The sequence below is a fragment of the Methylobacterium sp. AC690 genome (genome assembly GCF_979256535.1).
In genome coordinates this window covers 1-21761 of record NZ_CEEDOX010000001.1, presented here as the reverse complement: position 1 = coordinate 21761, position 21761 = coordinate 1, and the positions used below count along the sequence as shown (strand labels likewise).

The 21761-nt window shown below is 68.8% G+C and carries 23 protein-coding genes; 11 read left to right on the top strand and 12 right to left on the bottom strand.

Annotated features, from left to right (window positions below; all coding sequences use genetic code 11):
* Nucleotides 1-3: 3 nt before the first annotated feature.
* Nucleotides 4-423 carry a metallopeptidase family protein gene (locus AC0IY1_RS00115; RefSeq protein ID WP_471766931.1) on the bottom strand — a complete coding sequence of 140 codons (420 nt, stop codon included), beginning with the start codon at nucleotides 421-423 and terminating at the stop codon, nucleotides 4-6.
* Nucleotides 420-1148 carry a pyrimidine 5'-nucleotidase gene (locus tag AC0IY1_RS00110; protein ID WP_103708464.1) on the bottom strand — a complete coding sequence of 243 codons (729 nt, stop codon included), beginning with the start codon at nucleotides 1146-1148 and terminating at the stop codon, nucleotides 420-422. The genes AC0IY1_RS00115 and AC0IY1_RS00110 overlap by 4 nt, the downstream gene beginning before the upstream one ends.
* 408 nt (nucleotides 1149-1556) lie before the next feature.
* Between AC0IY1_RS00110 and AC0IY1_RS00105 the strand changes: the two genes are divergently transcribed.
* From AC0IY1_RS00105 to AC0IY1_RS00090, 4 genes are read left to right on the top strand one after another with little or no spacing between them, the layout of a single operon-like run.
* Complete coding sequence (locus AC0IY1_RS00105; protein WP_471766929.1) at nucleotides 1557-2111, top strand: SiaB family protein kinase; 555 nt, start codon at nucleotides 1557-1559, stop codon at nucleotides 2109-2111.
* A 14-nt stretch (nucleotides 2112-2125) separates the two neighbouring features.
* The gene (locus AC0IY1_RS00100; protein WP_055947876.1) at nucleotides 2126-2512 is read left to right on the top strand and encodes a DUF1987 domain-containing protein; all 387 of its coding nucleotides are present in this window, start codon (nucleotides 2126-2128) and stop codon (nucleotides 2510-2512) included.
* On the top strand, nucleotides 2509-3372 hold the full coding sequence (locus tag AC0IY1_RS00095) for a GGDEF domain-containing protein (RefSeq protein WP_471766927.1): 864 nt from the start codon (nucleotides 2509-2511) through the stop codon (nucleotides 3370-3372). The genes AC0IY1_RS00100 and AC0IY1_RS00095 overlap by 4 nt, the downstream gene beginning before the upstream one ends.
* Nucleotides 3369-5090, top strand: coding sequence for a SpoIIE family protein phosphatase (locus AC0IY1_RS00090; RefSeq protein WP_471766925.1), 1722 nt, complete (start codon nucleotides 3369-3371; stop codon nucleotides 5088-5090). The genes AC0IY1_RS00095 and AC0IY1_RS00090 overlap by 4 nt, the downstream gene beginning before the upstream one ends.
* Nucleotides 5091-5111: 21 nt before the next feature.
* On the opposite strand, the gene argB is transcribed toward AC0IY1_RS00090, so the two are convergent.
* Complete coding sequence (argB, locus tag AC0IY1_RS00085) at nucleotides 5112-6008, bottom strand: acetylglutamate kinase (protein WP_471766923.1); 897 nt, start codon at nucleotides 6006-6008, stop codon at nucleotides 5112-5114.
* Between the two features lie 264 nt (nucleotides 6009-6272).
* On the opposite strand from argB, the gene AC0IY1_RS00080 reads away from it, so the two are divergent.
* Together AC0IY1_RS00080 and AC0IY1_RS00075 are read left to right on the top strand one after the other, a co-directional pair.
* A complete protein-coding gene (locus AC0IY1_RS00080) occupies nucleotides 6273-6482 on the top strand; it encodes a hypothetical protein (RefSeq protein ID WP_055947890.1) in 210 nt (69 codons plus the stop codon).
* Nucleotides 6483-6678: 196 nt separating this feature from the next.
* Nucleotides 6679-6954: a hypothetical protein gene (locus AC0IY1_RS00075; RefSeq protein WP_471766921.1), complete on the top strand. Its 276-nt coding sequence runs from the start codon at nucleotides 6679-6681 to the stop codon at nucleotides 6952-6954.
* Here AC0IY1_RS00075 and AC0IY1_RS00070 read toward each other — a convergent pair.
* On the bottom strand, nucleotides 6951-7727 hold the full coding sequence (locus tag AC0IY1_RS00070; RefSeq protein WP_471766919.1) for an MOSC domain-containing protein: 777 nt from the start codon (nucleotides 7725-7727) through the stop codon (nucleotides 6951-6953). The genes AC0IY1_RS00075 and AC0IY1_RS00070 overlap by 4 nt on opposite strands.
* Before the next feature lie 230 nt (nucleotides 7728-7957).
* Between AC0IY1_RS00070 and clpB the strand changes: the two genes are divergently transcribed.
* Complete coding sequence (gene clpB, locus AC0IY1_RS00065) at nucleotides 7958-10588, top strand: ATP-dependent chaperone ClpB (protein ID WP_471766918.1); 2631 nt, start codon at nucleotides 7958-7960, stop codon at nucleotides 10586-10588.
* A 105-nt stretch (nucleotides 10589-10693) separates the two neighbouring features.
* Here clpB and AC0IY1_RS00060 read toward each other — a convergent pair whose 3' ends face one another.
* Nucleotides 10694-11077, bottom strand: coding sequence for a hypothetical protein (locus AC0IY1_RS00060; protein ID WP_181017235.1), 384 nt, complete (start codon nucleotides 11075-11077; stop codon nucleotides 10694-10696).
* 161 nt (nucleotides 11078-11238) lie between these two features.
* Between AC0IY1_RS00060 and AC0IY1_RS00055 the strand changes: the two genes are divergently transcribed.
* Nucleotides 11239-12684 (top strand): short-chain fatty acid transporter, encoded by a 1446-nt coding sequence (locus AC0IY1_RS00055; protein WP_471766917.1) that lies wholly within the window; start codon nucleotides 11239-11241, stop codon nucleotides 12682-12684.
* 93 nt (nucleotides 12685-12777) lie between these two features.
* The gene (locus AC0IY1_RS00050; RefSeq protein ID WP_471766916.1) at nucleotides 12778-13344 is read left to right on the top strand and encodes a carboxymuconolactone decarboxylase family protein; all 567 of its coding nucleotides are present in this window, start codon (nucleotides 12778-12780) and stop codon (nucleotides 13342-13344) included.
* 76 nt (nucleotides 13345-13420) lie between these two features.
* Here the strand turns inward: AC0IY1_RS00050 and AC0IY1_RS00045 are convergent, their stop codons facing one another.
* From AC0IY1_RS00045 to rpmH, 5 genes are all read right to left on the bottom strand, one after another.
* Nucleotides 13421-13849, bottom strand: a complete 429-nt coding sequence (locus tag AC0IY1_RS00045) for a DUF423 domain-containing protein (protein WP_471766914.1) — start codon at nucleotides 13847-13849, stop codon at nucleotides 13421-13423.
* Nucleotides 13846-14496, bottom strand: coding sequence for a ribosome biogenesis GTP-binding protein YihA/YsxC (gene yihA, locus AC0IY1_RS00040; RefSeq protein WP_471766913.1), 651 nt, complete (start codon nucleotides 14494-14496; stop codon nucleotides 13846-13848). Before yihA ends, AC0IY1_RS00045 begins: the two co-directional genes overlap by 4 nt.
* 170 nt (nucleotides 14497-14666) lie before the next feature.
* Nucleotides 14667-16520 carry a membrane protein insertase YidC gene (gene yidC, locus AC0IY1_RS00035; RefSeq protein WP_471766912.1) on the bottom strand — a complete coding sequence of 618 codons (1854 nt, stop codon included), beginning with the start codon at nucleotides 16518-16520 and terminating at the stop codon, nucleotides 14667-14669.
* The gene (gene rnpA / locus AC0IY1_RS00030) at nucleotides 16513-17103 is read right to left on the bottom strand and encodes a ribonuclease P protein component (RefSeq protein WP_471766910.1); all 591 of its coding nucleotides are present in this window, start codon (nucleotides 17101-17103) and stop codon (nucleotides 16513-16515) included. The genes yidC and rnpA overlap by 8 nt, the downstream gene beginning before the upstream one ends.
* An 84-nt stretch (nucleotides 17104-17187) precedes the next feature.
* Nucleotides 17188-17322 carry a 50S ribosomal protein L34 gene (gene rpmH, locus AC0IY1_RS00025; RefSeq protein ID WP_055947927.1) on the bottom strand — a complete coding sequence of 45 codons (135 nt, stop codon included), beginning with the start codon at nucleotides 17320-17322 and terminating at the stop codon, nucleotides 17188-17190.
* Nucleotides 17323-17935: 613 nt separating this feature from the next.
* On the opposite strand from rpmH, the gene rcdA reads away from it, so the two are divergent.
* Complete coding sequence (rcdA, locus tag AC0IY1_RS00020) at nucleotides 17936-18466, top strand: protease adaptor protein RcdA (RefSeq protein ID WP_055947930.1); 531 nt, start codon at nucleotides 17936-17938, stop codon at nucleotides 18464-18466.
* Between the two features lie 139 nt (nucleotides 18467-18605).
* Here the strand turns inward: rcdA and rpmE are convergent, their stop codons facing one another.
* A complete protein-coding gene (gene rpmE, locus AC0IY1_RS00015; protein WP_055948879.1) occupies nucleotides 18606-18860 on the bottom strand; it encodes a 50S ribosomal protein L31 in 255 nt (84 codons plus the stop codon).
* A gap of 178 nt (nucleotides 18861-19038) precedes the next feature.
* Between rpmE and AC0IY1_RS00010 the strand changes: the two genes are divergently transcribed.
* The gene (locus AC0IY1_RS00010) at nucleotides 19039-20886 is read left to right on the top strand and encodes an ABC transporter transmembrane domain-containing protein (protein WP_471766908.1); all 1848 of its coding nucleotides are present in this window, start codon (nucleotides 19039-19041) and stop codon (nucleotides 20884-20886) included.
* A gap of 35 nt (nucleotides 20887-20921) precedes the next feature.
* Here the strand turns inward: AC0IY1_RS00010 and AC0IY1_RS00005 are convergent, their stop codons facing one another.
* Nucleotides 20922-21704 (bottom strand): HesA/MoeB/ThiF family protein, encoded by a 783-nt coding sequence (locus tag AC0IY1_RS00005; RefSeq protein ID WP_471767376.1) that lies wholly within the window; start codon nucleotides 21702-21704, stop codon nucleotides 20922-20924.
* Between the last annotated feature and the right edge of the window lie 57 nt (nucleotides 21705-21761).

The window sequence follows — 21761 nt, the reverse complement described above, 5'->3', positions numbered from 1 at the left end:
GCCTCAGGTGTCCGCGGCCGCCTCGATCGCCTCCATGTCGGCGTCGGAGAGCCCGAAATGATGCCCGATTTCGTGGACCAGGACGTGCGTGACGAGGTGGCCGAGGGTCTCGTCGTGCTCGGCCCAGTCGTCGAGGAGGGGGCGACGGTAGAGCCAGACCTGATTCGGTATCTGCCCGGTCGCCGCCTCGCCGCTCTGGGCGAGACCGATCCCGCGGAATAGACCGAGGAGATCGAACGGGCTCTCGCACGCCATCTCTCGCAAGGTCTCGTCGTCGGGGAAGTCTTCGACGTGGATGACGAGGCCGGCACAGAGATTCCGGAAGGCCCGGGGCAGGTTGGCGAAGGCCGCATGCGCCAGATCCTCGATCGCACCGAGGTCCGGTGCCCGAGCCGACGTCCAGTCCGGTTCGCCGCCGCTCACGCGAGTTCCGGCAGCACGCGCTGCGCGAGGAAACCGGCGAGATCGCTGGTGATATGGTCGATATGCGCTTCGCGAACGGCCTCCTGCTCGAAGGCTTCCCGGAAGGGGTCGATCGTCGGCGGAACCACCAGGACCGTGGACATGCCGATGTCGTGCGGCACGATCAGGTTGCGGGCAATGTCCTCGAACAGGGCCGCCCGGCGCGGCTCGACACCGTGGCGCTTCAGGAACCGCTCGTAGGTGGAGCGCTCGGGCTTCGGAATGAAATCGGCATCGGCGATGTCGAACACGTCCTCGAAATGGTCGAGGATGCCGAGCTTGGCCGCCACGTTCTCAGCGTGCCGGCGCGATCCGTTGGTGAGGATGAGCTTGCGGCCGGGCAGGCGCTCGATGGCGTCGCCCAGCGCCGGGTCGAGGCGGATCGACGAATGGTCGATGTCGTGGGCGAAGTCGAGGAAGTCGTGCGGATCGATGGCCGATTCCACCATCAGCGCCTTCAGGGTCGTCCCGTAGCGATGGTAGAAATACTTCTGCAGGGCCCGGGCCGAGAGGCCGTCGAGGCCATAGAGGCGCATGACGTAGAGGGTGATGCGCTCGTCGACCTGCGGCCAGACCCGGGCGTCGCTCGGATACAGCGTGTTGTCGAGATCGAACACCCAAGTGTCGACGTGGCGAAAGCCGCGGGATTGGTCGGTGGTGAAGTGGGTTTCGCCGGGCAGGAACAAGGTGGGTCGATGTGGTTCTTGGGTGGGCCGAGACGCCCGGCCATTCGAGATGGGGACCGGACACCGCGAAGGAAAGCGGGGCGCCTGCATGTCAGAGCATGGCCGTCGGCATCCCGCAAGCATGTGCGCCGGCCCGGCCTCGAGGCCCCGTCGTCCGAGCCGCGCTTCGCCGGCAGGCTCTTCACATCGGCCCGAGGTGAGTTGGTCAGTGTTTAGGCAAAAGCCAACCGTTTTGTCCTCGAAATAGGCAGCCTAAGCCTCGGCATGGCGATATTTTGCTTGCCGGCGGAAAGACAAGGCGAAGATGCCAGCTTAACCGAACGTATACGAACGTCCGGCTATTTGATCACGACGGTATAGCGCGAGACGAGCGTCTAAGGCCGACCCGGTGTGGCGGGAGAAATTGCATTGCTCGCACGCGATTTCATGAACTTCTTCGACGCGTCCCGGCGCCAGGGCGTAATCCTTTCCTTCGGCGGCGACATTTCGGAGAACGTCCTCTTCTCCCTCGGCGAAGTGCTCAAGTTGCGCATGCGCCAGGGCGAGACCGATGCATCGGTGGCCAAGCGCGTCTTCGCGATCTTCGTCGAGCAGGCACAGAACGTCATCCGTTACTCCGCCGACAAGGTCGTGAAACCGTCCGGTCCGCAGGCAGGTCTGATCAGCAACGGGGTGATCGTCGTCGGTATGGAGGCGGGGCGCTTCTACGTCGTCTGCGGAAACGAGTTGCCGGATCTCGACGTCCCGCCCCTGCGCGCCCGCCTCGACCATATCGCGAGCCTGAACAGCGACGAACTGAAGGCCTATTACCGCGAGAAGCTTCGCCAGCCGCCGGACGAGGGCAGCCTCGGCGGCAGCATCGGCCTGATCGAGATCGCGCGGCGCTCCAGCGCGCCGGTCGAGTACGGCTTCCAGGCGCTCAGCTCCGGGCGCAGCTTCTTCTGCCTCAAAGCCTATATCTGACGGGCCGACCACCGATGGACCGAATCCAGCTTGCCGCCACGGACCGCTCGCCGCGGGTCGATTTCGACTTCGCGACCGGGCACCTGTCCCTGCACGGCGAATCCTATCCCGAGGATGCCGCCGCCTTCTTCGGCCCCCTGCTCCAGGCTCTGCGCACCTACCTGGCGGATGCCTCCCCGACCCCGATCGTGTTCGAGGTCGGGCTGGCCTACTTCAACTCGTCGAGCGCCAAGGCGCTGATGAACCTGTTCATGCCCCTGGAGGACGCCGCCGAGGAAGGGCGCTCGATCACGGTGCGCTGGCGGTTTGCCGATGGCGACGAGACGATCGAGGAAGCGGGCGAGGACTTCGCCGCCGACTTCTCCTACGCGCGCTTCGAGATGGTGAGGGAGATCGTATGACCCGCGCGATCCGGGCCGTCGGAGGCACGGCCTCAGAACCCGCCGCCGATTCCTTCAGTCTCTACGACGCTGAGGAAGCGGTACTGACCCGCACGGAGGCGATGCTGTCGGGGCTCTCGGACGTCGCCGGCGGTGTCCAGGCGCTGGCCGACGCCTATCGTCGGGGCTTTCGCGAGCAGCAGCGGCTGGTCCGCATGAGCGACCGGATGCAACTCGACCTGCAGAAGGCGAACCAGCGCCTAGCCGATCAGCGCCGGGATCTGCAGGCCCTGAACGCCGCCCTGTCCGGTGAGATCGAGCACCGCACCCGTCTGGAGGCCGAGCTGCGGCGCTTGGCCGACACCGACGACCTGACGGGGGCCCTGGCGCGCCGCCGCTTCATGGAGAGCGCTGCGCGCGAATGGCTGCGCCACGCGCGCAGCGGCGCCCCGGTCTGCATCCTCATGCTCGACCTCGACCGATTCAAGCTCCTCAACGACAGTTTCGGTCACGCGGCCGGCGACGCCGCGCTGGTCTCCTTCGTCGCGATCTGCCGGGCTCACCTGCGCACCCTCGACTTCATCGGCCGCACGGGCGGCGAGGAGTTCGCCATCGTCCTGTCCGATACCGGCCTCGAGGGCGGCGCGGCCTTCGCGGAACGCCTGCGCGAAGCCGTTGCCGTGACGCCGGTGCCGATGATGGATGCCGCCATGCGGATCACCGTGAGCATCGGCGTCGCCCAGTCCGAGCCGGGAGAAACCCTGGAGAACGCCATGCAGCGGGCCGATGCCGCCCTTTATGCGGCCAAGGATTGCGGTCGCAACCGTATCGCATTGAGGTCCGGCGCGCAGGACCTCTCGGGCGCTGCGATCCGGCCATGACTGCCGAGACCCCGACCCTCGGAGCCGCCACCGGCCCGTCCGCCAGCGACCGGCCTGCCTCCGGCGTACGGCGCGGCGGGTCCCTGCGCGGAGCCGGCCCGCGGCGCAGCAGTGATTTTCTCAGCGCGGCGGGCTTCATCGATGTCCCGACCGGCGAGCCGGGCGCGATGCGTCCGGGCGCCCTGCGCGGCGCGGCCCAGGGGCGCGACCTCGACAGCCTCGCCCACACCCTCTTCCTGCGGATCTACCCCGTGATCGCGGTGGTCGTCCTGGTGACGCAGATCGGGATCGCGTGGGTCAATTATCGCGACCAGCTCCACCTCTACACCGAGCGCGCCGACCTGATGGCGTCCCTGACCGCCAAGGCTATTGCCGGTCCCGGCTGGCGCAGCCGTCCGGAGATCTATCGTCGTCCGATGGAGGCTTTGACCCTCGACCCGGCCTTCCGCGCGGCGACCCTGCGCGACGCCGCCGGTGCCGTGGTGATGACGCTGGGCGAGCCGAAGCGCGGGCGGTCCTTCGAGCAGATCACGACGCAGGCAGATCTCGTCGCCGGCCCCGGTGACGCCCCGCTGGGACACCTGACCCTGTCGATCTCGGCCGAGGCCCTGCGCGGCAACGCCGAGAAGCAGGCGATTCTCGCCGTCGTCACCAGCCTGATCCTGATGCTCGCCTTCGTGCTGACCCTGCATGCCAACGTGCGGCGGCACGTGCTGTCCCCCCTGAAGCGCCTGCTGCTGGCCATGCGCGAGGTCGAGCACAAGCGCTGGGTGCCGGTGGAGCTCGATGGCGCGTTCCGCGCCAGCAACGAGATCGACGTCATCTCCCAGGCCTTCAACCGCATGGTCGACGGGCTCCGCTCCGGCGACGAGGCCAAGCAGCTCCTGGAGCAGCTGGAGCAGGCACACCAGAAGCTGGCCCAGGCCAACCACCTGGTGATGGAGAGCATCGGCTACGCCCGTCGCATCCAGAGCTCGGTGCTGCCCGACCGGTCAGCCCTCGACGGCACGGGTCTAGACGTGGCGGTGCTCTGGGAGCCGCTGCATCTGGTCGGGGGCGATTATTTCTGGCTCGAGGAAATCGACGGCCTCGGCATCCTGCTGGTGGCCGACTGCACCGGCCATGGCGTTCCGGGCGCCTTCCTGACACTCATCGTCGCCACCGCCCTCGACCGCCTGATCCACGAGCGCGGCCTGCGCGATCCGGCCGCCATCCTGGAGGCGCTCGATGGCATGGTGCGGACCCAACTGCGCCAGGACGGGCGGGGATCTGAATCCGACGACGGCCTCGATTGCGGCCTCTGCGTCTGGGACCCGGCCGCCGCGGAGCTCCGCTTCGCCGGCGCCGGCTCGGCCCTGACGTTGATCGACGGCGCGGCGGTGACGCGGATCCGCGGTGCCAAGCGCGGCCTCGGCTATCCGCAGCGACCGGGCGAGCGCTTTGCGGCGGAGGAGACCCGCCTGCGGGTTGGACCCGGCATGACGTTCTACCTGATGACGGACGGGATCACCGACCAGATGGGCAGCGCCGGACCCGCCCGACGCCTCCTCGGCCATCGTGGCGTGACCGAGATCCTAGGGCCTCATCAAGGGGCGCCGCTGGCCGAGCAGGTGGCGGTGCTCGATGCAGCGCTCGCCGCCTATCGCGGCGGCGAGAGCCGACGGGACGACATGACCCTGGTGGCCTTCCGGCCGCGGGTCCTGCCCCGCGCGACCTGAGCGCAGGGCAGGGGATCGCGTTCAGCCCCGACGGATCAGGGTGCCGGCACCGTAATCGGTGAACAGCTCCAGCAGCACCGCGTGGCTGACCTTGCCGTCGAGGATGACCACCGCCTCGACGCCCTGCTCCAGAGCGTAGATGCAGGTCTCAACCTTGGGGATCATGCCGCCCGTGATCGTGCCGTCCGCAATGAGCCGGCGGCAATCGTCAATGGACAGCTCGGGGATGAGCTTCTTGTCCTTGTCGAGCACCCCCGGAACGTCGGTGAGCAGCAGCAGGCGCTTGGCCCGCAGCGCCCCCGCAATCGCGCCCGCGAAGGTGTCGGCATTGACGTTGTAGGTCTGGCCGTCGGAGCCGAAGGCCACGGGGGCCAGGACCGGAATCAGCTCGGCCTTCAGCACCGCGTCGAGAACGCCGCGCTCGACATGCTCGGGCTCGCCGACGAGGCCGAGATCGACCTCCTGCTCGGTCTGGCTCTCGGGATCGATGATGGTGCGGGTGGCCTTGCGGGCCCGAACCATGTTCCCATCCTTGCCGCAGAGGCCGATGGCGCGGCCGCCCTCGGCCGAGATCCAGCCGACGATCTGCTTGTTGATCGAGCCGGCCAGAACCATCTCGACCACCTCGACGGTGGCCTCATCGGTGACGCGCAGACCGCCGCGGAATTCCGATTCGATGCCGAGCCGGCCGAGCATCCGCCCAATCTGCGGGCCTCCGCCATGGACCACGATGGGCTTCAAGCCGGACTGCTCCAAGAGCACGATGTCCTCGGCGAAATCCTCCGCCGCTGCCCGGTCTCCCATGGCGTGGCCGCCATACTTGATGACCACGATCTCCTGGTCGTAGCGCTGCATGTGCGGCAGGGCCTGGACCAGGACCTCGGCGCGCACATGGACGTTGGGCAGCGGTTCTTTCATCGTGGGGCTCGTCCTCGATGGCGCGTCGGGCACCGCGCGCGACGCCGGGCTTCTAGCGCAGCAACGCGACGGTGCGAAGCAGCAGGCAAATGAATTTCACGCGGCGGCGACGTGTTGCGCCGGCGTCCGTCCGGCGCGGGCGCCGCCGGAGCCGGCGCGGCCCCCTTCCGCGGACGCGTCGCGGACGCGGCTGCAACCGGTCCCTGGTAATCAATCCTTAAGGTTGATAAACCATGATCGGTCGGTCGCCGGGGATCCTGCACCATGCTGAATGTTGATCCATACGTACCGCGTCCCACCCTGCTCAGCCCGCACCACATCGCCAGCGCGGTCGATCAGCTCAACCCTCAGGCGGCCTCGCCCTCCGAGGTCTGGCGCCTCCTGACCGAGCAATTCACCGTCGATCTCGATGCCGTCGCAGCCATTCTGCCGCGATCCGAGCCCGAGCCGCACTGGTTGCAGGTCCGCCGCTAACGCAAGCTGCGCCATCGGCGGCCCCGTCCACGCCGGACGGTGATCCGCCCCTCAGGGGAACGACGCTGGCACACGCCGTGCTTAGCCCTCTTCAACAACAACGACACGGGGAACACCAAGGCAACGATCACGCGGCCGCTCGCACGCCGGAGCCACACCGCGGACCTTTTTCGCCATCTCGAACAAGGGGTCCGTCATGTCTGAACTGCTCTCCGTCGCCCTCGTCTGCGCCGCGACGCTCCTCGCCAAGGATTGCTCGCGCGACACCGCCCTCGACGTCATCGTCGCCCCTGCCCGAACTCCCATGGAGTGCATGATGCACGGTCAGGCCGCCGCGGCTTCCACGGGCCTGGCCGCCGGTGAGAGCCGCTACCTGAAGGTCACCTGCGAGCGCCGTCACGCGGACCTGCGCCACCTGCGCCGGGCGGGCTACGCCGCCGCGATCGTCCTCGTGCACCGCGACGCCATCTAGCCCAGGCTGAGAGCCTCGCCGGCCGTCAACACGCCGCCTTCCAGCACCTCCGCGTAGACGCCGCAATCCGTGTGGCCGAGATGCTGCGCGAGCGTACGAGGAATCGCGAGGTCGCGCTGGCCCGTAGCCGGGTCGACATTGGTCGCTGCGCAGCGCTGCGTTCGCTTGTGGATGCGCAGGCGCACGCCGCCCGGCGACGTGAGCGTGTGATCGACGAGATCGAGCTCGGCCCAGGCGTCGAGGCCCGTGACGTGGAGGTTCGCGCGGAAGCGGAGGGGGTTCACCGCCGCGCCGGTCATGGTCTCGAGCGCGGCGACGCTGGCGAGATTGAGGAGCGAGACGAAGCCGCGCGGAGAGTCCGTGAAGCGATAACCGCCCGGTGCCGACAGGATCCGGGCTGGACCGCGCAGGGATCCGGGCATGTAGTGCGTGAGGAAGTCTTCGATGGTGGCCCGCCCTTGCGGTTGGGCGAGGTCGCCGCGGGCTGCGATCGCGCCGCCCTGGCGGATCGTCAGCGTTCCATCCGTCGGATCGTAGCGCGTGTCGAGCTGCGCCAGCGCCTCGTCGCGCATCAGCATCAGGAACTTGATCTTGGGCTGGTGCACCGGGGCGGCCGGGTCGAAACCCGACGGGCCGTTCTCGACCGCGAACAGGCGGTCGTCGGGAAAGTAGTCTCCGTCCCTCAGGGTTGCGTGGTCTATCGACTCGGGTGAGAGCCCCTTCACGGGGTAGCGGTAGAGGGCGTCGAGGCGCAGGCTGGGCATGTCGGTCATGCGCCGAGCGTGGCCCTGAAATGCGTCGGGACGCAAGCCTGAGCGACGGCTGTCTCCCGTCGCGTACCGCACCCTTGTGGTGCCGATTTACAACACCACATCTCGACTACCGGCGGCCAGGTGGCGCCGGGGTCTCCAGCGGCATCGGCCGTGGGGGCGACGTCTCGGCGATCGGTCGCGCCGCGAAGAGCGGGCGGTGGGTCGAGCCGACACGGGGAGGTGGGACACAGATGAATTTTGAGATCTATACCGAGCGCGCCCGCGGCTTCGTCCAGGCCGCGCAGAGCCTCGCAATGCGCGAGGGCCATCCGCAATTCCAGCCGGGCCATATCCTCAAGGTTCTGCTCGACGATCCCGAGGGCCTCTGCGCCGGTCTGATCGATCGGGCGGGCGGTCAATCGCGGGTCGCCCTTGCACAGACCGAGGCTTGGCTCGCCAAGCAGCCGAAGGTGTCCGGCAACGCGTCTCAGCCGCAGGCGACGCGCGAACTCGTGCGCCTGTTCGACACTGCCGAGAAGGCCGCCGAGAAGGCGGGCGACAGCTACGTCACGGTCGAGCGCCTGCTGCTCGCCCTCGCGGTCGAGAAGGATACCGAGGCCGGGCGCGCGCTGGCGGCGGCCGGCGTCACCGCGGCCTCGCTCAACGGCGCGATCAACGCCCTGCGCAAGGGCCGGACCGCCGACAACGCCACGGCCGAGAACGCCTATGATGCGCTGAAGAAGTACGCCCGCGACCTCACCGAAGCGGCGCGCGAGGGCAAGCTCGACCCGGTGATCGGCCGCGACGAGGAGATCCGTCGCACGATCCAGGTCCTGTCCCGGCGCACCAAGAACAACCCCGTCCTCATCGGCGAGCCCGGCGTCGGCAAGACCGCCATCGTCGAGGGCCTCGCCCTGCGGATCGTCGATGGCGACGTGCCGGAATCCTTGCGCGACAAGAGCCTCCTCGCCCTCGACATGGGCGCGCTGATCGCGGGTGCAAAGTATCGCGGCGAGTTCGAGGAGCGGCTGAAGGGCGTGCTCTCCGAGGTGACGGCGGCCGAGGGCGGGATCATCCTGTTCATCGACGAGATGCACACCCTGGTCGGCGCCGGCAAGGCGGATGGGGCGATGGATGCCTCCAACCTGCTGAAGCCGGCCCTCGCCCGCGGCGAGCTGCACTGCGTCGGGGCCACCACCCTCGACGAGTACCGCAAGCATGTGGAGAAGGACGCGGCCCTGGCGCGGCGCTTCCAGCCCGTCTTCGTGTCCGAGCCCACCGTCGAGGACACGGTCTCGATCCTGCGCGGCATCAAGGAGAAGTACGAGCAGCACCACGGTGTACGCATCCAGGATGCGGCCCTGGTGGCAGCTGCGACCCTGTCGAACCGCTACATCACCGACCGCTTCCTTCCGGACAAAGCCATCGACCTGATGGACGAGGCCGGATCGCGCCTGCGCATGCAGGTCGATTCGAAGCCCGAGGAGCTCGACAACGTCGACCGCGAGATCGTGCGCCTGAAGATCGAGGGGGAGGCCCTTAAAAAGGAGACCGATTCCGCCTCGCGCGACCGTCTCGTGCGATTGGAGAAGGAGCTGGCCGACCTCGAGGAGCAATCCGCCGCGATCACCTCGCGCTGGAAGGCGGAGAAGGACAAGCTCGGGGCCGCCGCCGAACTCAAGCGCAAGCTCGACGAGGCGCGGAACGAATTGGCCTCGGCCCAGCGCCAGGGCCAGTACCAGCGCGCGGGTGAGCTCGCCTACGGGGTGATCCCGGGCCTGGAGCGTCAGCTCTCGGAGATCGAGGCCCAGGCCGAGAGCGCCGTGGTCCGCGACGGCATGGTCGAGGAGGCGGTGACGCCGGCGCATATCGCGGGCGTCGTCTCGCGCTGGACCGGGGTTCCCGTCGACAAGATGCTGGAGGGCGAGCGTGACAAGCTCCTGGCCATGGAGAAGGTGCTGGGCGAGCGCGTCGTCGGGCAGCGCGAGGCGGTGGAGGCGGTGGCGACCGCCGTGCGCCGGGCGCGCGCCGGTCTCCAGGATCCGAACCGGCCGATCGGCTCGTTCATCTTCCTGGGCCCCACCGGCGTCGGCAAGACCGAACTGACCAAGGCCCTGGCGGGCTTCCTCTTCGACGACGACACGGCTCTCGTGCGCCTCGACATGTCCGAATACATGGAGAAGCACTCCGTGGCCCGGCTGATCGGCGCGCCTCCGGGCTATGTCGGCTACGAGGAGGGGGGAGCACTGACCGAAGCGGTTCGGCGCAGGCCCTACCAGGTCGTGCTGTTCGACGAGGTCGAGAAGGCGCATCCGGACGTGTTCAACGTCCTGCTCCAGGTGCTCGATGACGGCCGGCTGACCGACGGACAGGGGCGGACGGTGGATTTCCGCAACACGCTCCTGATCATGACCTCGAACCTCGGTTCGGAATACCTCGTCAACCAGGGGGAGGGCGACGACACCGACGCCGTGCGCGAGGAGGTGATGGGCGTGGTGCGCAGCCACTTCCGGCCGGAATTCCTGAACCGGATCGACGAGATCATCCTGTTCCACCGCCTGATGCGCTCGGAGATGGGCGCGATCGTCGATATCCAGCTGAAGCGCCTGCAGAAGCTCCTCGACGAGCGCAAGATCACCCTCGACGTCGATCCGGAGGCTCGCGACTGGCTCGCCGACAAGGGTTACGACCCGGCCTACGGGGCGCGTCCCCTGAAGCGCGTGATCCAGAAGGCGGTGCAGGATCGGCTGGCGGAGCAACTCCTGTCCGGGCTGATCCACGACGGGGAAGTGGTGCCGGTGGAGGTCGGTCCCCTCGGGCTGAAGGTGGGCAAGTCCGGCCTCAGCACCGAGCGCCGGCCGGAGAGTGCCACCCTCAACTGAGGCGGGGCGTCATTCCGACATCTTGCCGACATCCTGCCGGGATCCCGCCGAAATCCCGGGGCCCGCGACGGCAGCCGCCGCCGCGGGCCCCGTCAGGCCGGTTCCTCACTGTCCCGAGCGCAGGACGAGGCGGCGGATGCGACGGTCGAAGTCCTGGAAGCTGGCCGAGATGCCCCGGCCGGCGCAGGCCTGGAAAGAGTCGCCGGCGAAGAAACCGCGCGCACTCTGCTCGCGGCACGCCATCAGGGGCGGGACCAGCACAGTGCCGAGGCCTACGACCAGCACCAGGGCGAAGTTCAGGATGACCGCGATCATCCAGCCGAGGGGGGACAGGAAGGGCTTCTCGAAATCCGTCCTGCCCCGGTCCTGGCGCGCCAGATCACGCACCTTGGCGCTGGCCTGACGCCGTTCGGCCATCCTCGTATCGAGGTCCCGGAACTTCGAGATTTCGGCCACGAACAGGGTCTCCCATGCGAGAACAGGGCGCATCGTAGCCGTCGAACCCTCAAGGAAGCCTGAAGCGGCGACCTGACATTCCCGCGCGATCCCTGCTGCCAAGCCTGTGTACCGGCCGGATTGCATCTTGAGCCCGGTCGGCAATTGCGGACAATGCGCCTCCAAGGCCATTTCCTCGTTCCCAGGACTTCCCGATGTCGACACCCACGCCGGAGCGTCGAGCCGACCCCGCCGCGCTGGACAGCGCCCTGTCGCGGGCCGGCATCCGCTTCACCGCCTGGGCCGAGAAGTGGTTTCCCGATGCCTTCATCTTCGTCGCCATCGCGGTGGTCATCGTCGCCCTCGGCGCGCTGGCCAACGGCGCCCCGGCGCCCGCCATCGCCAAGAGTTTCGGCGACGGCTTCTGGAGCCTGATCCCCTTCACCATGCAGATGGCCTTCGTCACGATCGGCGGCTACGTCGTGGCGACGGCGCCCCCGGTCCAGGCGCTGATCGATCGGCTCGCCGCCATCCCGAAGACCGGCCGCGGCGCCGTCGGCTTCGTCGCCGCCGCGACCATGCTGTCCTCGTTCCTGAGCTGGGGCCTGAGCCTGATCTTCGGTGGCCTCCTCGCCCGCGCGCTCGCCCGCCGGACCGAACTCCGCATGGATTACCGTGCCGCCGGGGCCGCCGCCTATCTCGGGCTCGGCGCCACCTGGGCCATGGGCCTCAGCTCTTCGGCGGCCCAGCTTCAGGCGAACGCGGCGAGCCTGCCGAAGGCGCTGCTGCCGATCACCGGTGTGATCCCCTTCAGCGAGACCATCTTCCTCTGGCAGTCGATGCTGATCGCCGCGATCCTCTTCGTGATGTCGGTGATCATCGCCTATGCCTCGGCGCCCCGCCCGAGCACGGCGGTGACGGCCGAGGATCTCGGCGTGAACGTCGCGCGCGAAACGACCGATCTCGGCCGGCCGGAGCAGCCCGGCGAATGGCTGGAGCACTCGCCCATCCTGACGATCCTGCTCGTGGTGATCGCGGGCGCCTGGATCTACCAGGAGTTCGCTCGGCAATCCTGGATCACCGCGATCTCCAACCTGAACACCTACAACCTCCTGTTCATCACCCTCGGCCTGCTGCTGCACTGGCGCCCGAAGCGCTTCCTCGTCGCAGTGGCCAAGGCAGTCCCGGCGACGGCCGGCATCCTCATCCAGTTCCCGCTCTACGCCGCCATCAGCGCGATGCTGACCGGGCCGAAGAATGCCGCCGGGATCTCGGTGTCCGAGGTGATCACCCACGCCTTCGTCAGCCTGAACACCACGGGCAGCTTCCCGATCTCGATGGGCGTGTACTCGGCGGTGCTCGGCTTCTTCGTGCCGTCGGGCGGCGGCAAGTGGCTGCTCGAGGCGCCCTACGTGATGCAGGCGGCCAACGAGCTGCAGGTGCATCTCGGCTGGGCGGTGATGGTCTACAACGCGGCCGAAGCGCTCCCGAACCTGATCAACCCGTTCTGGATGCTGCCGCTCCTCGGCATCCTCGGCCTGAAGGCGCGCGACATCGTCGGCTTCAGCTTCCTGCAGCTCCTGATCCACCTGCCGGTGGTGCTGTTCCTGCTCTGGGCCCTGGCCTTCACGCTGACCTACCACCCGCCGGTGATGCCATAGGCCGCGCCCGGAAGCCGGATCGGAGGGTCCAATCCATTGCGTGTCGCCGTCCTGCCGGTCCTGTCGATCCTTCTCTTCGGGAGTCTGTCCGCCTTGGCCCAAGACCGCCTGCCGCCGCTTCCGGCCGACGCCCTCAGCCCGGAGCAGAGGGCGGCCTCCGAGGCCTTCCTGGCGGCGCGGAAGACGCCGGTCTTCGGACCGTTCGTGCCGCTCCTGCGCAGTCCCGAGCTGATGACCAACGCCAGCAACATGGGGCTGCACCTGCGCTACCGCAGCGTGCTGCCCTTGCGGCTGAGCGAGTTCATCATCCTGATCACCGCGCGGGAATGGACGCAGCAGCTGGAGTGGCACATCCACGCGCCGATCGCTCTGAAAGCCGGCCTCGACCCGGCGATCGTCACGGCGATCCAGGAGGGCCGGCGGCCGGACGCGATGGGCCCGGAGGAGACGCTGGTCTACGCGTTCTCGACGGAGCTGCACCACAACAAGGCGGTGAGCGACACGACCTACGCGCGGGCGGTCCAGACCTTCGGCGAGCAGGGCGCCATCGAGATGGCGGGGATCAACGGCTACTACACGCTGCTGGCGATGAGCATGAACGTGGCGCAGACCGCGCTGCCGGACGGCGCCGCGCCACAGCTGCCCCCGCTGATCCGCTGAGGGCCGGGTCCCAGCGGCTCGGCCGGACCGCTGAGGCGTCTTCCCGCCACACGATCCCGGAGCCGACGACGAGGAGTCACCCGCGCGGTGAGCGCGGTGTGCATCGGGCGGTCGGCGGCGGGCCCATGCCCCAGGACCGGCGTGCCGGAACGAAGGCGGCCACGGCCGTGAGCAGCCAGCCGGCCATCAGGGCGAAGCCTCCGGTCGGCGCCGCCATGGGAAACAGTGGCGTCCCCCGGAGCGCCCGGAGGGCGAGGTCGCCCGAGAACAGCGCGAGGCCGACGACCAGGGCCCCCGCCGCGATTCGGGTCACGAGACGGTGCGTCGTGCCGGTGGCGGTCAACGCGACGAGCCCGAGGATCGCCGGGGCGTGGAAGAGCAGGAACTGGGCGGCCGTCTTCAGACTGTCGGCTCCGCTGAGATGAGCGGCCGCCGCGCTGGCAGCCACACCCAGCAGGCCCGCGAGGGCGCCGAGCGCCAGGAGGACGCGATCGACGCCGTTCACGCGCCGCGCTCCCGCAGCAGGCGGGCGACGCTGGCCCGGAGTTCGGGGACGCCCCGATCGTCGCGGCTCGAGGTGAGCAGGATCTCGGGGTAGGCGGCCGGCCGACGGGCGATGGCGGCCTGCACCCCGGCGATGCGGGCATCCATCTCGGATTTCTTCAGGGCGTCGCCCTTGGTCAGCACGATCTGGTAGCTGACGGCGGCCTTGTCGAGGCCGTCGAGGACGTCGGTGTCGATGCTCTTCAGGCCGTGGCGCGAGTCGATCAGCATGAAGACCCGGGCCAGGTTCGAGCGGCCCTTCAAGTAGTCGTGGATCAGGTCGGTCCAGGCCTCGACCTTGGTCTTCTCCACCGCCGCGTAGCCGTAGCCCGGCATGTCGACCAGGGTCAGGCGGCCCCCGATATCGAAGAAGTTGAGCTGTTGCGTGCGCCCCGGGGTGTGCGAGGTCCGCGCCAGGGTGTTGCGCCCGGTCAGCGCGTTGACGAGGCTCGACTTGCCGACGTTGGAGCGGCCCGCGAAGGCGATCTCAACGCCCTTCATCGCCGGCAGGGCGGGCACGTTCGGTGCCGAGGCGATGAAGTCGGCCGCACCCGCGAACAGCAGGCGTCCGGCCTCCAGCAGGGCGGCATCGTCTTCGGCTTGGGACATCGGGCGGCTCCGGACGAGGGGGCGCATCCGCCGCCCTCGCGAGCCGACACGCCGGAAACAGGACGGTCCTCCCCGTCAGGAAACGGAGAGGACCGGTTGGGATGTCGCGCGCCGTGGCCGGACGTCGGCCCGGCGCGGTTCGGTCGAGCCGGGTTCAGCTCTTGGCAACTTCAGCTCTTGGCGACGGCGTTCTTGTCGGCGGGTTTGCGCCGGAACATGCCCCTGAGATTGTCCCACAACTCCACCTTCACGCCGTTGCGGCGCATGATGACGTATTGCTGGATCACCGACAGGGTGTTGTTCCAGGCCCAGTAGATCACCAGTCCGGCCGGGAACGAGCCGAGCATGAAGGTGAACACGATGGGCATGAAGGTGAAGATCTGCGCCTGGACCGGGTCCGGCGGCGCGGGGTTCATCTTCATCTGGATGAACATCGTGATGCCCATGATGATGGGCCAGATGCCGAGGTGGATGAAGTCGGGTGCCGCGAACGGCAGGAGACCGAACAGGTTGAGGATGTTTGTCGGATCCGGCGCGGCCAGATCCTGAATCCAGCCGAAGAACGGCGCGTGCCGCATCTCGATGGTGATGAACAGGACCTTGTACAGCGCGAAGAAGACCGGGATCTGGATCAGCACCGGCCAGCAGCCAGCGACCGGATTGATCTTCTCCTTCTTGTACAGCTCCATCATCGCCTGCTGCTGCTTCATCTTGTCGTCAGCATAGCGCTCGCGGATCGACGCCATCTCCGGCTGCACGGCCTTCATCTTGGCCATGGACTGGTACGACTTGTTGGCGATCGGCAGGAAAAGCAGCTTCAGGCAGAAGGTCACCACCAGGATCGACACACCGAAGTTGCCGAACAGGTGGAAGAAGAAGTCCAGCGCCCGGAACATGGGCTTGGTGATGAAGTGGAACCAGCCCCAGTCGATCAGCAGGTCGAACTGCTTGATGTTCTGGTTCGCCTGATAGGCGTTGACGGTGTTCACTTCCTTGGCGCCAGCGAACAGCTGCTGGGTCGCGGTCGCCGAGGCCCCGGGCTGGATCACCTGCACGTTGCCGAGCACGTTGGCCTGGTAGACCTTGGTGGCGCCGTCGGTCCGCTCGGTGAAGCTGCCCGTGTAGGGGGTCGCCTGATCCGGGATGGCGGCAGCGGCCCAGTACTTGTCGGTGATGCCGACGAAGCCGCCCGTCACGCCCGCCCAGGTCTTGCCCTTGGTGCTGGCATTGCCGAGGGCCGGCTCCTTGGCGAGGTGATCGTAGGTGTATTCCTGCAGGCCGTCGGCGCCGAGGACGCCGATCAGGCCCTCGTGCAGCACGTAGTAGCCCTGGGTGTGCGGCTTACCCCAGCGCGAGACGAGGCTGTAGGGATAGAGGGAGACCGCGTTGCCACCCTTGTTCTCGACCTCGTCGCGAACGGTGAACATGAACTTGTCGTCCACCGCGATGATGCGCTTGAACAGCAAGCCGGCGCCGTTGTCGTAGCTCAGCGTCACCGGCTTGCCCGGCGCCAGAGTGGTGGCGTCGGCGGTCCAGACGGTGTCGCCGTTGGGCAGCGGTCCGGCGTTCTGGCCGACCCAGCCGAACTCGGCGTAGTAGGGATTCTCGGTTCCGGTGGGCGAGAGCAGGACGATGCGCGGGCTCTTGTCGTCCACGGTCTCGTGGTAGTTCTTCAGCGAGACGTCATCGATGCGGCCGCCCTTCAGGGCGATGGAGCCGGCGAGCGCCGGGGTGTCGATGGTCACGCGCGGGGAACGCGCGATCGCCGTCTCGCGGGGTACGACGCCACCGCCGGCGCTTGCGGCGCCCGGCAGGGTTCCGGGGACGGGATTGGCGGGGCCGCCTTCCTTCGGGCTGGCGCTGGGCACGCCGTCCGGACTGGCCGGCTCGGTGGCGGCCTTGTTCTGGAGGGCGGCCTGGCGCTGCTGCTCCACGCGGGGGGCGGCGATGAAATAGTTCCAGCCGAGCAGGACCGCCAGCGACAAGGCGATCGCGACGATCATGTTCGTCTTGTCATTACCCATCGGTCGGTCCGTCGCATGCGTTGGGAGAAGGGGAGGGCGCGTTCGCGCGGGCCGGCTCGGCATCGGCCGGCGCGGCGAGGCCCGAGGCCAATACCGGAGCCGTCGCCGATGCGCCAGACGCGGGCGCGCCTTTGCCGCGTCCGCGCCGGGCGGGCCGCGAATCGGAAGCTCCGGATGTCTGGCCCGGCAGTTTTGGATCCTGCGGCTTCGTCACCACGGTGACGGCGCGGCGCAGGTCGTCGATGAGGGTTTGGAACGGGGCGTGCAGGGCCGGGCGCCGCGCCACCAGGACCACGTCGGCGGGACGCGCCGGCAGGTCGCCGGCAGCCTGGGCCACGGCTGCGCGCAGCCGTCGCCGGATACGATTGCGCTCCGTCGCGTGGCCGACCCGCTTGGTGATGGTGAAGCCGATGCGGAGGCCGTCGCCCGCGGGATCGCCGGGGGCGTCGTCCGTGGACGCCTCCGCGGCGCGGACGAGGCCCTGCGCCGACAGGCGTTCGTTGTGGAAGCGACGTCCGCCGGCCGCGGCCAGGAACTCGGAGCGTCGCGTGAGCCGCCCGACCGTCGGTGGGGCCGATGACATGGCCGATCCGATCTCGCAGCGGGTCCTGTGGCCCCTGGCCAGACTCATGATGTGGCGCGCCGCCGTGACGGCGCCGCCGACCTCTTAGGCCGAGAGCTTCTTGCGACCGTGTGCGCGGCGGGCCGCGATGACCTTGCGGCCGCCAGCGGTCGCCATGCGGGCGCGGAAGCCGTGACGACGCTTACGCACGAGCTTGCTGGGCTGATAGGTTCTCTTCATGGCGCGATCTCCGAATGGCCGAGGATCGATCCGGGCCGCACCGAAGGCCGCGCCGGATATTCACTCGCCCTGAAATGTGTCTGCAAGCGCGAACAGCGCCCTCGAGGGCGCCGCGTCGCGATGGCGCGGCTTATGGGGCAAGGTCCCGCGCGAGTCAATTCCGGAGCGTGCCGAAACGGCAAGATCCCGGTCCCTCGATCAGGCGCCCGGACGGCATTTCGTGAACCATCCGTTAACCAGTCTGCGCCATCCTGTGATCCTGTTCGGTTCTCCCGGACAACGCGCGGATTGTCCGATCCGCTCGCTTGGACTGCTCCCGAAACTCGCTCTCCAGGCCGCCCGCACCGGGCGGCCTTTTTTCGTTCCGGGTTCTTCGCGTCCGGGCCTTCGCGTGTCCGGGCCTTCGCGTGTCCGGGCCTTCGCGTGTCCGGTCATCCGGACGTCCCAGCGGCGCGATCGCGCCGCTGGGACCCGATCGCCCCGATTAACGTTAACAGCGGGTAAAGGCCGCGGATCGGTGGGTTCGGCGCTAGAGTTGCGCAGATCGGTGCAAGCGCGGCGCCTTCGTCCCATCTCGGGACGCAATCGGTCCGGTCGCGGCACAGGAGGCACCATGAGCGGGTTCGACGTCATGTTCCGGGACGAGCGCGATTGGGTGAATTTCGGTGACACCTACGTCACGTCCGAGGCCTTCAAGGTTCTTTTCCGCGAGGGCATGACCCTGGTCGAGGAGGCGGCCGCCTATCTCGACGGGACCGGCCGCGAGGAATCCCGCCTGATGTCCCGCGATGGGACGCTAAGCTATGCCAGCGAGAGCATGCGCCTCACCACCCGGCTGATGCAGATCGCCTCCTGGCTCCTGGTGCAGCGCGCCGTGTCCGAGGGCGAACTGACCCCGGCCGAGGCGATGCAGGAGAAGACCCGCGTCCGCCTGACGACGCCCGAGACCTTCCGTAGCGAGGTGTTCGGCGTCCTGCCGCCGACCCTCCAGGACCTCATCGTGCGCTCGCGCCGTCTCCACAGCCGGATCCTGCATCTCGACGGCCTGATCGCCGACGAGCGTCCGACGCCGCTGCCGCAGGAGAGCCCCGTCGTGGCCCAGCTGAGCCTGCTGCGCTCGGCCTTCGGCGGCGCGTCCGCCTGAGCGGGGCTTCACCGCCCGGCCCCGGCCGGGCGGCGGGAAAGGAAACGGAAACGCAGAACGGGCGGCTCCGGGGGGAGCCGCCCGTTCTGCGTTGTCCTGAGGCCGCCGCCGCGTTGCGCGGCAGCGAACCCGGGTGACCTTACTTCTTGCCGAAGGAGAGGGCGCCGAAGCGCGAATTGAAGCGCGACACGCGACCGCCGCGATCGAGCATCTTCTGCTCGCCACCGGTCCAGGCCGGATGGGTGTTCGGGTCGATGTCGAGGTTGAGGGTGTCGCCCTCCTTGCCGTAGGTCGACCGGGTCATGTACTCGGACCCGTCGGTCATCACGACCTTGATGAAGTGGTAGTCGGGATGCTCGGTACCCTTGGCCTTGTCGGCCGCGCTCTTTGCCATGACGAAATCCTTGAATAGCCAAGCCGACCGGCCCGTCTGGCGGCCCGCGGCCATAGATCACGCGCAATCGGATGAAGGCGCGCCTATACCTCACGCACCTCCGCCCGACAAGCGTGCGCCGATCGAAGAGACCGCCGAACGGTCGCTTTTCCTGGAAGACCAACGATGACGAGGCACCATGGCTCGCGGCCGTGACAAGAAAATCCCCGGCGAGGCGCGGCCGAAGGCACCGCTGGGTTCGCTCCGCCCGCTGATTCCGTTCGCGATGGTCTATCGCGGCCGGATGCTCGCGGCATTCCTGGCGCTCCTCGCCGCTTCGGGCGCGACCCTGGTGGTCCCGATCGCCTTGCGTCGGGTCATCGACCACGGGTTCTCGCCCGAGGGCCAGGGCGTGATCGACACCTACTTCGCCGCCCTGATCGGCGTCGTGGCGGTCCTCGCCCTCTCCAGCGGGGCGCGCTACTACACGGTCGCGACGCTGGGTGAGCGCGTGGTGGCGGATCTCCGCACCGCCGTGTTCCGGCGCCTGACCCAGCTCGATCCCGCCTTCTTCGACCGGTCGCTCTCGGGCGAGATCATCTCGCGCCTCACCGCGGATGCCACGCAGGTGAAGGCCGTCTTCGGCGTCTCGATCTCGATCCTGCTGCGGAACGCCTTCCTGTTCACGGGCGCGGTGGTGATGATGGTCATCACGAGCCCGAAGCTGTCGGTCCTCGTCCTGGCGGCGATTCCCCTCATCGTCTTCCCCCTGATCCTGTCCGGGCGCGGCGTGCGACGCCGCTCCCGGGCAGCGCAGGACCGCCTCGCCGACGCCTCGGCCTATGCCGCCGAGGCCGTGAACGCGATCCGCACGATGCAGGCCTTCGGCATGGGCCGGACCACCGCGAGCCGCTTCGCTGCGGCGGCCGAAAATGCCTATGCGGCCGCGCGGGATTCGATCCAGGCGCGGGCGCTCCTGACCGGCGTCGCCATCTTCCTCATCTCCGCCAGCGTCGTCGGCGTGATGTGGTACGGCGCGCAAGGGGTCTTGGCCGGCACCATGACGGCGGGTCAGCTCTCGCAGTTCGTGCTCTACGCGGTGTTCGGGGCGAGCGCCCTCGGGCAGCTCTCGGAGGTCTACGGTGAGCTCGCCCAGGCGGCCGGGGCCGCCGAGCGCCTCGGCGAGATCCTGGCGGCCGAATCGATGATCCGTACCCCGGCCGAGCCGCTGGCCCTGCCGGTGCCCGCCAAGGGCGCCGTGTCCTTCGACGCCGTGCGCTTCCAGTACCCGACCCGGCCCGATCATCCCTCCCTGGACGGCATCAGCTTCACCATCGCGCCGGGGGAGCGCGTCGCCCTGGTGGGACCCTCCGGCGCCGGCAAGACCACGGTGCTGCAGCTGCTGCTGCGCTTCTACGACCCGCAATCCGGCCTCATCCGGGTCGACGGGGTCGACATCGCCCAGGCGGATCCGGAGCCACTGCGCGAGCGCCTCGCCCTGGTGCCCCAGGACCCGACGGTCTTCTCCGGCTCGGTGCTCGAGAATATCCGCTATGGCCGGCCGGCCGCGACCGAGGCGCAGGTCCGGCGCGCGGCCGAACTCGCCCATGCCGACGGCTTCATCCAGGCCCTGCCGCAGGGCTACGCCACGACGGTGGGCGAGCGGGGCGTCACGCTCTCCGGCGGCCAGCGCCAGCGGGTGGCGATCGCCCGCGCCATCCTCAAGGATGCCCCGATCCTCCTGCTCGACGAGGCGACCTCAGCCCTCGACGCCGAGAGCGAGCGCGCGGTGCAGACCGCCCTCGACACCCTGATGCGCGGGCGTACCACCCTGGTCATTGCGCACCGCCTGGCCACGATCCGCAAGGCGGACCGCATCCTGGTCCTCGACGGTGGTCGAATCGTCGAGAGCGGGACGCACGAGAGCCTGCTGGCGCAGGGCGCGCTGTACGCGCAGCTGGCGGCTCTGCAGTTCACCGATGCCCATGACGATGGCCCGCGCGCCCGGGCATCCCGGCCGGTCCTCGACGCGCTACCGGCGGAGTAGGGCGCCAGCGAGCGCCCCCGGCCTGTCGCGGGGGGTCAGCCCTCCGCGCCGGTCCCGTTGAGTGGGTTTGCCTCGTCCCAGGCGTAGCCGAGGGTCTCGAACCGCATCGCGCGGGTATCGACCATGAGGAGGCGGCCGACGAGGGGCTCGCCGAAATCCGTCACCGTGCGGATCACCTCCAGCGCCATCAGCGAGCCCATGATGCCCGCGAGCGCGCCGAGCACGCCGGCCTCGGCGCAGGGGGCGACGCTGCCGGGCGGCGGCGGGTTCGGGAACAGGCAACGGTAGGTCGGGTTCGGGCGCCCGCGCGCATCGGCCTCGTAGGGCCGCAGGGTCGTGAGCGAGCCGTCGAAGCGTCCGAGCGCCGCCGTCACCAGTGGGCGCCGGGCGTGGAAGCAGGCATCCGAGACCGCGTAGCGCGTGGCGAAGTTGTCGGAGCCGTCGGCCACCACGTCGTAGGCGCCGATGAGGTCCGGGGCGTTCTCCGGCGTCAGCCGCAGCGCATGCGCCTCCACGGCGACGTGCGGGTTCAGGCGCGATACGGCCTCGGCTGCGCTCTCGACCTTGCGCCGGCCGATATCGGGGGTTGCGTGGATAACCTGCCGCTGCAGGTTCGACAGGGAGACGGTGTCGTCGTCGACGAGGCCGATGGTGCCGATCCCGGCAGCCGCGAGGTACTGGATCAGGGGGGCGCCGAGACCCCCGGCCCCGATGACGAGGACGCGGGCGGCCTTGAGCCGGGCCTGACCCGGACCGCCGACCTCCGGCAGGACGAGATGGCGGGCATAGCGTTCGACTTCGTCGGGGGAGAGGGCCATGTCCCGCAGATAAGCCCCCCCGTCGCCCGGCGAAAGCCCGGCCGCGAATTGCACCCG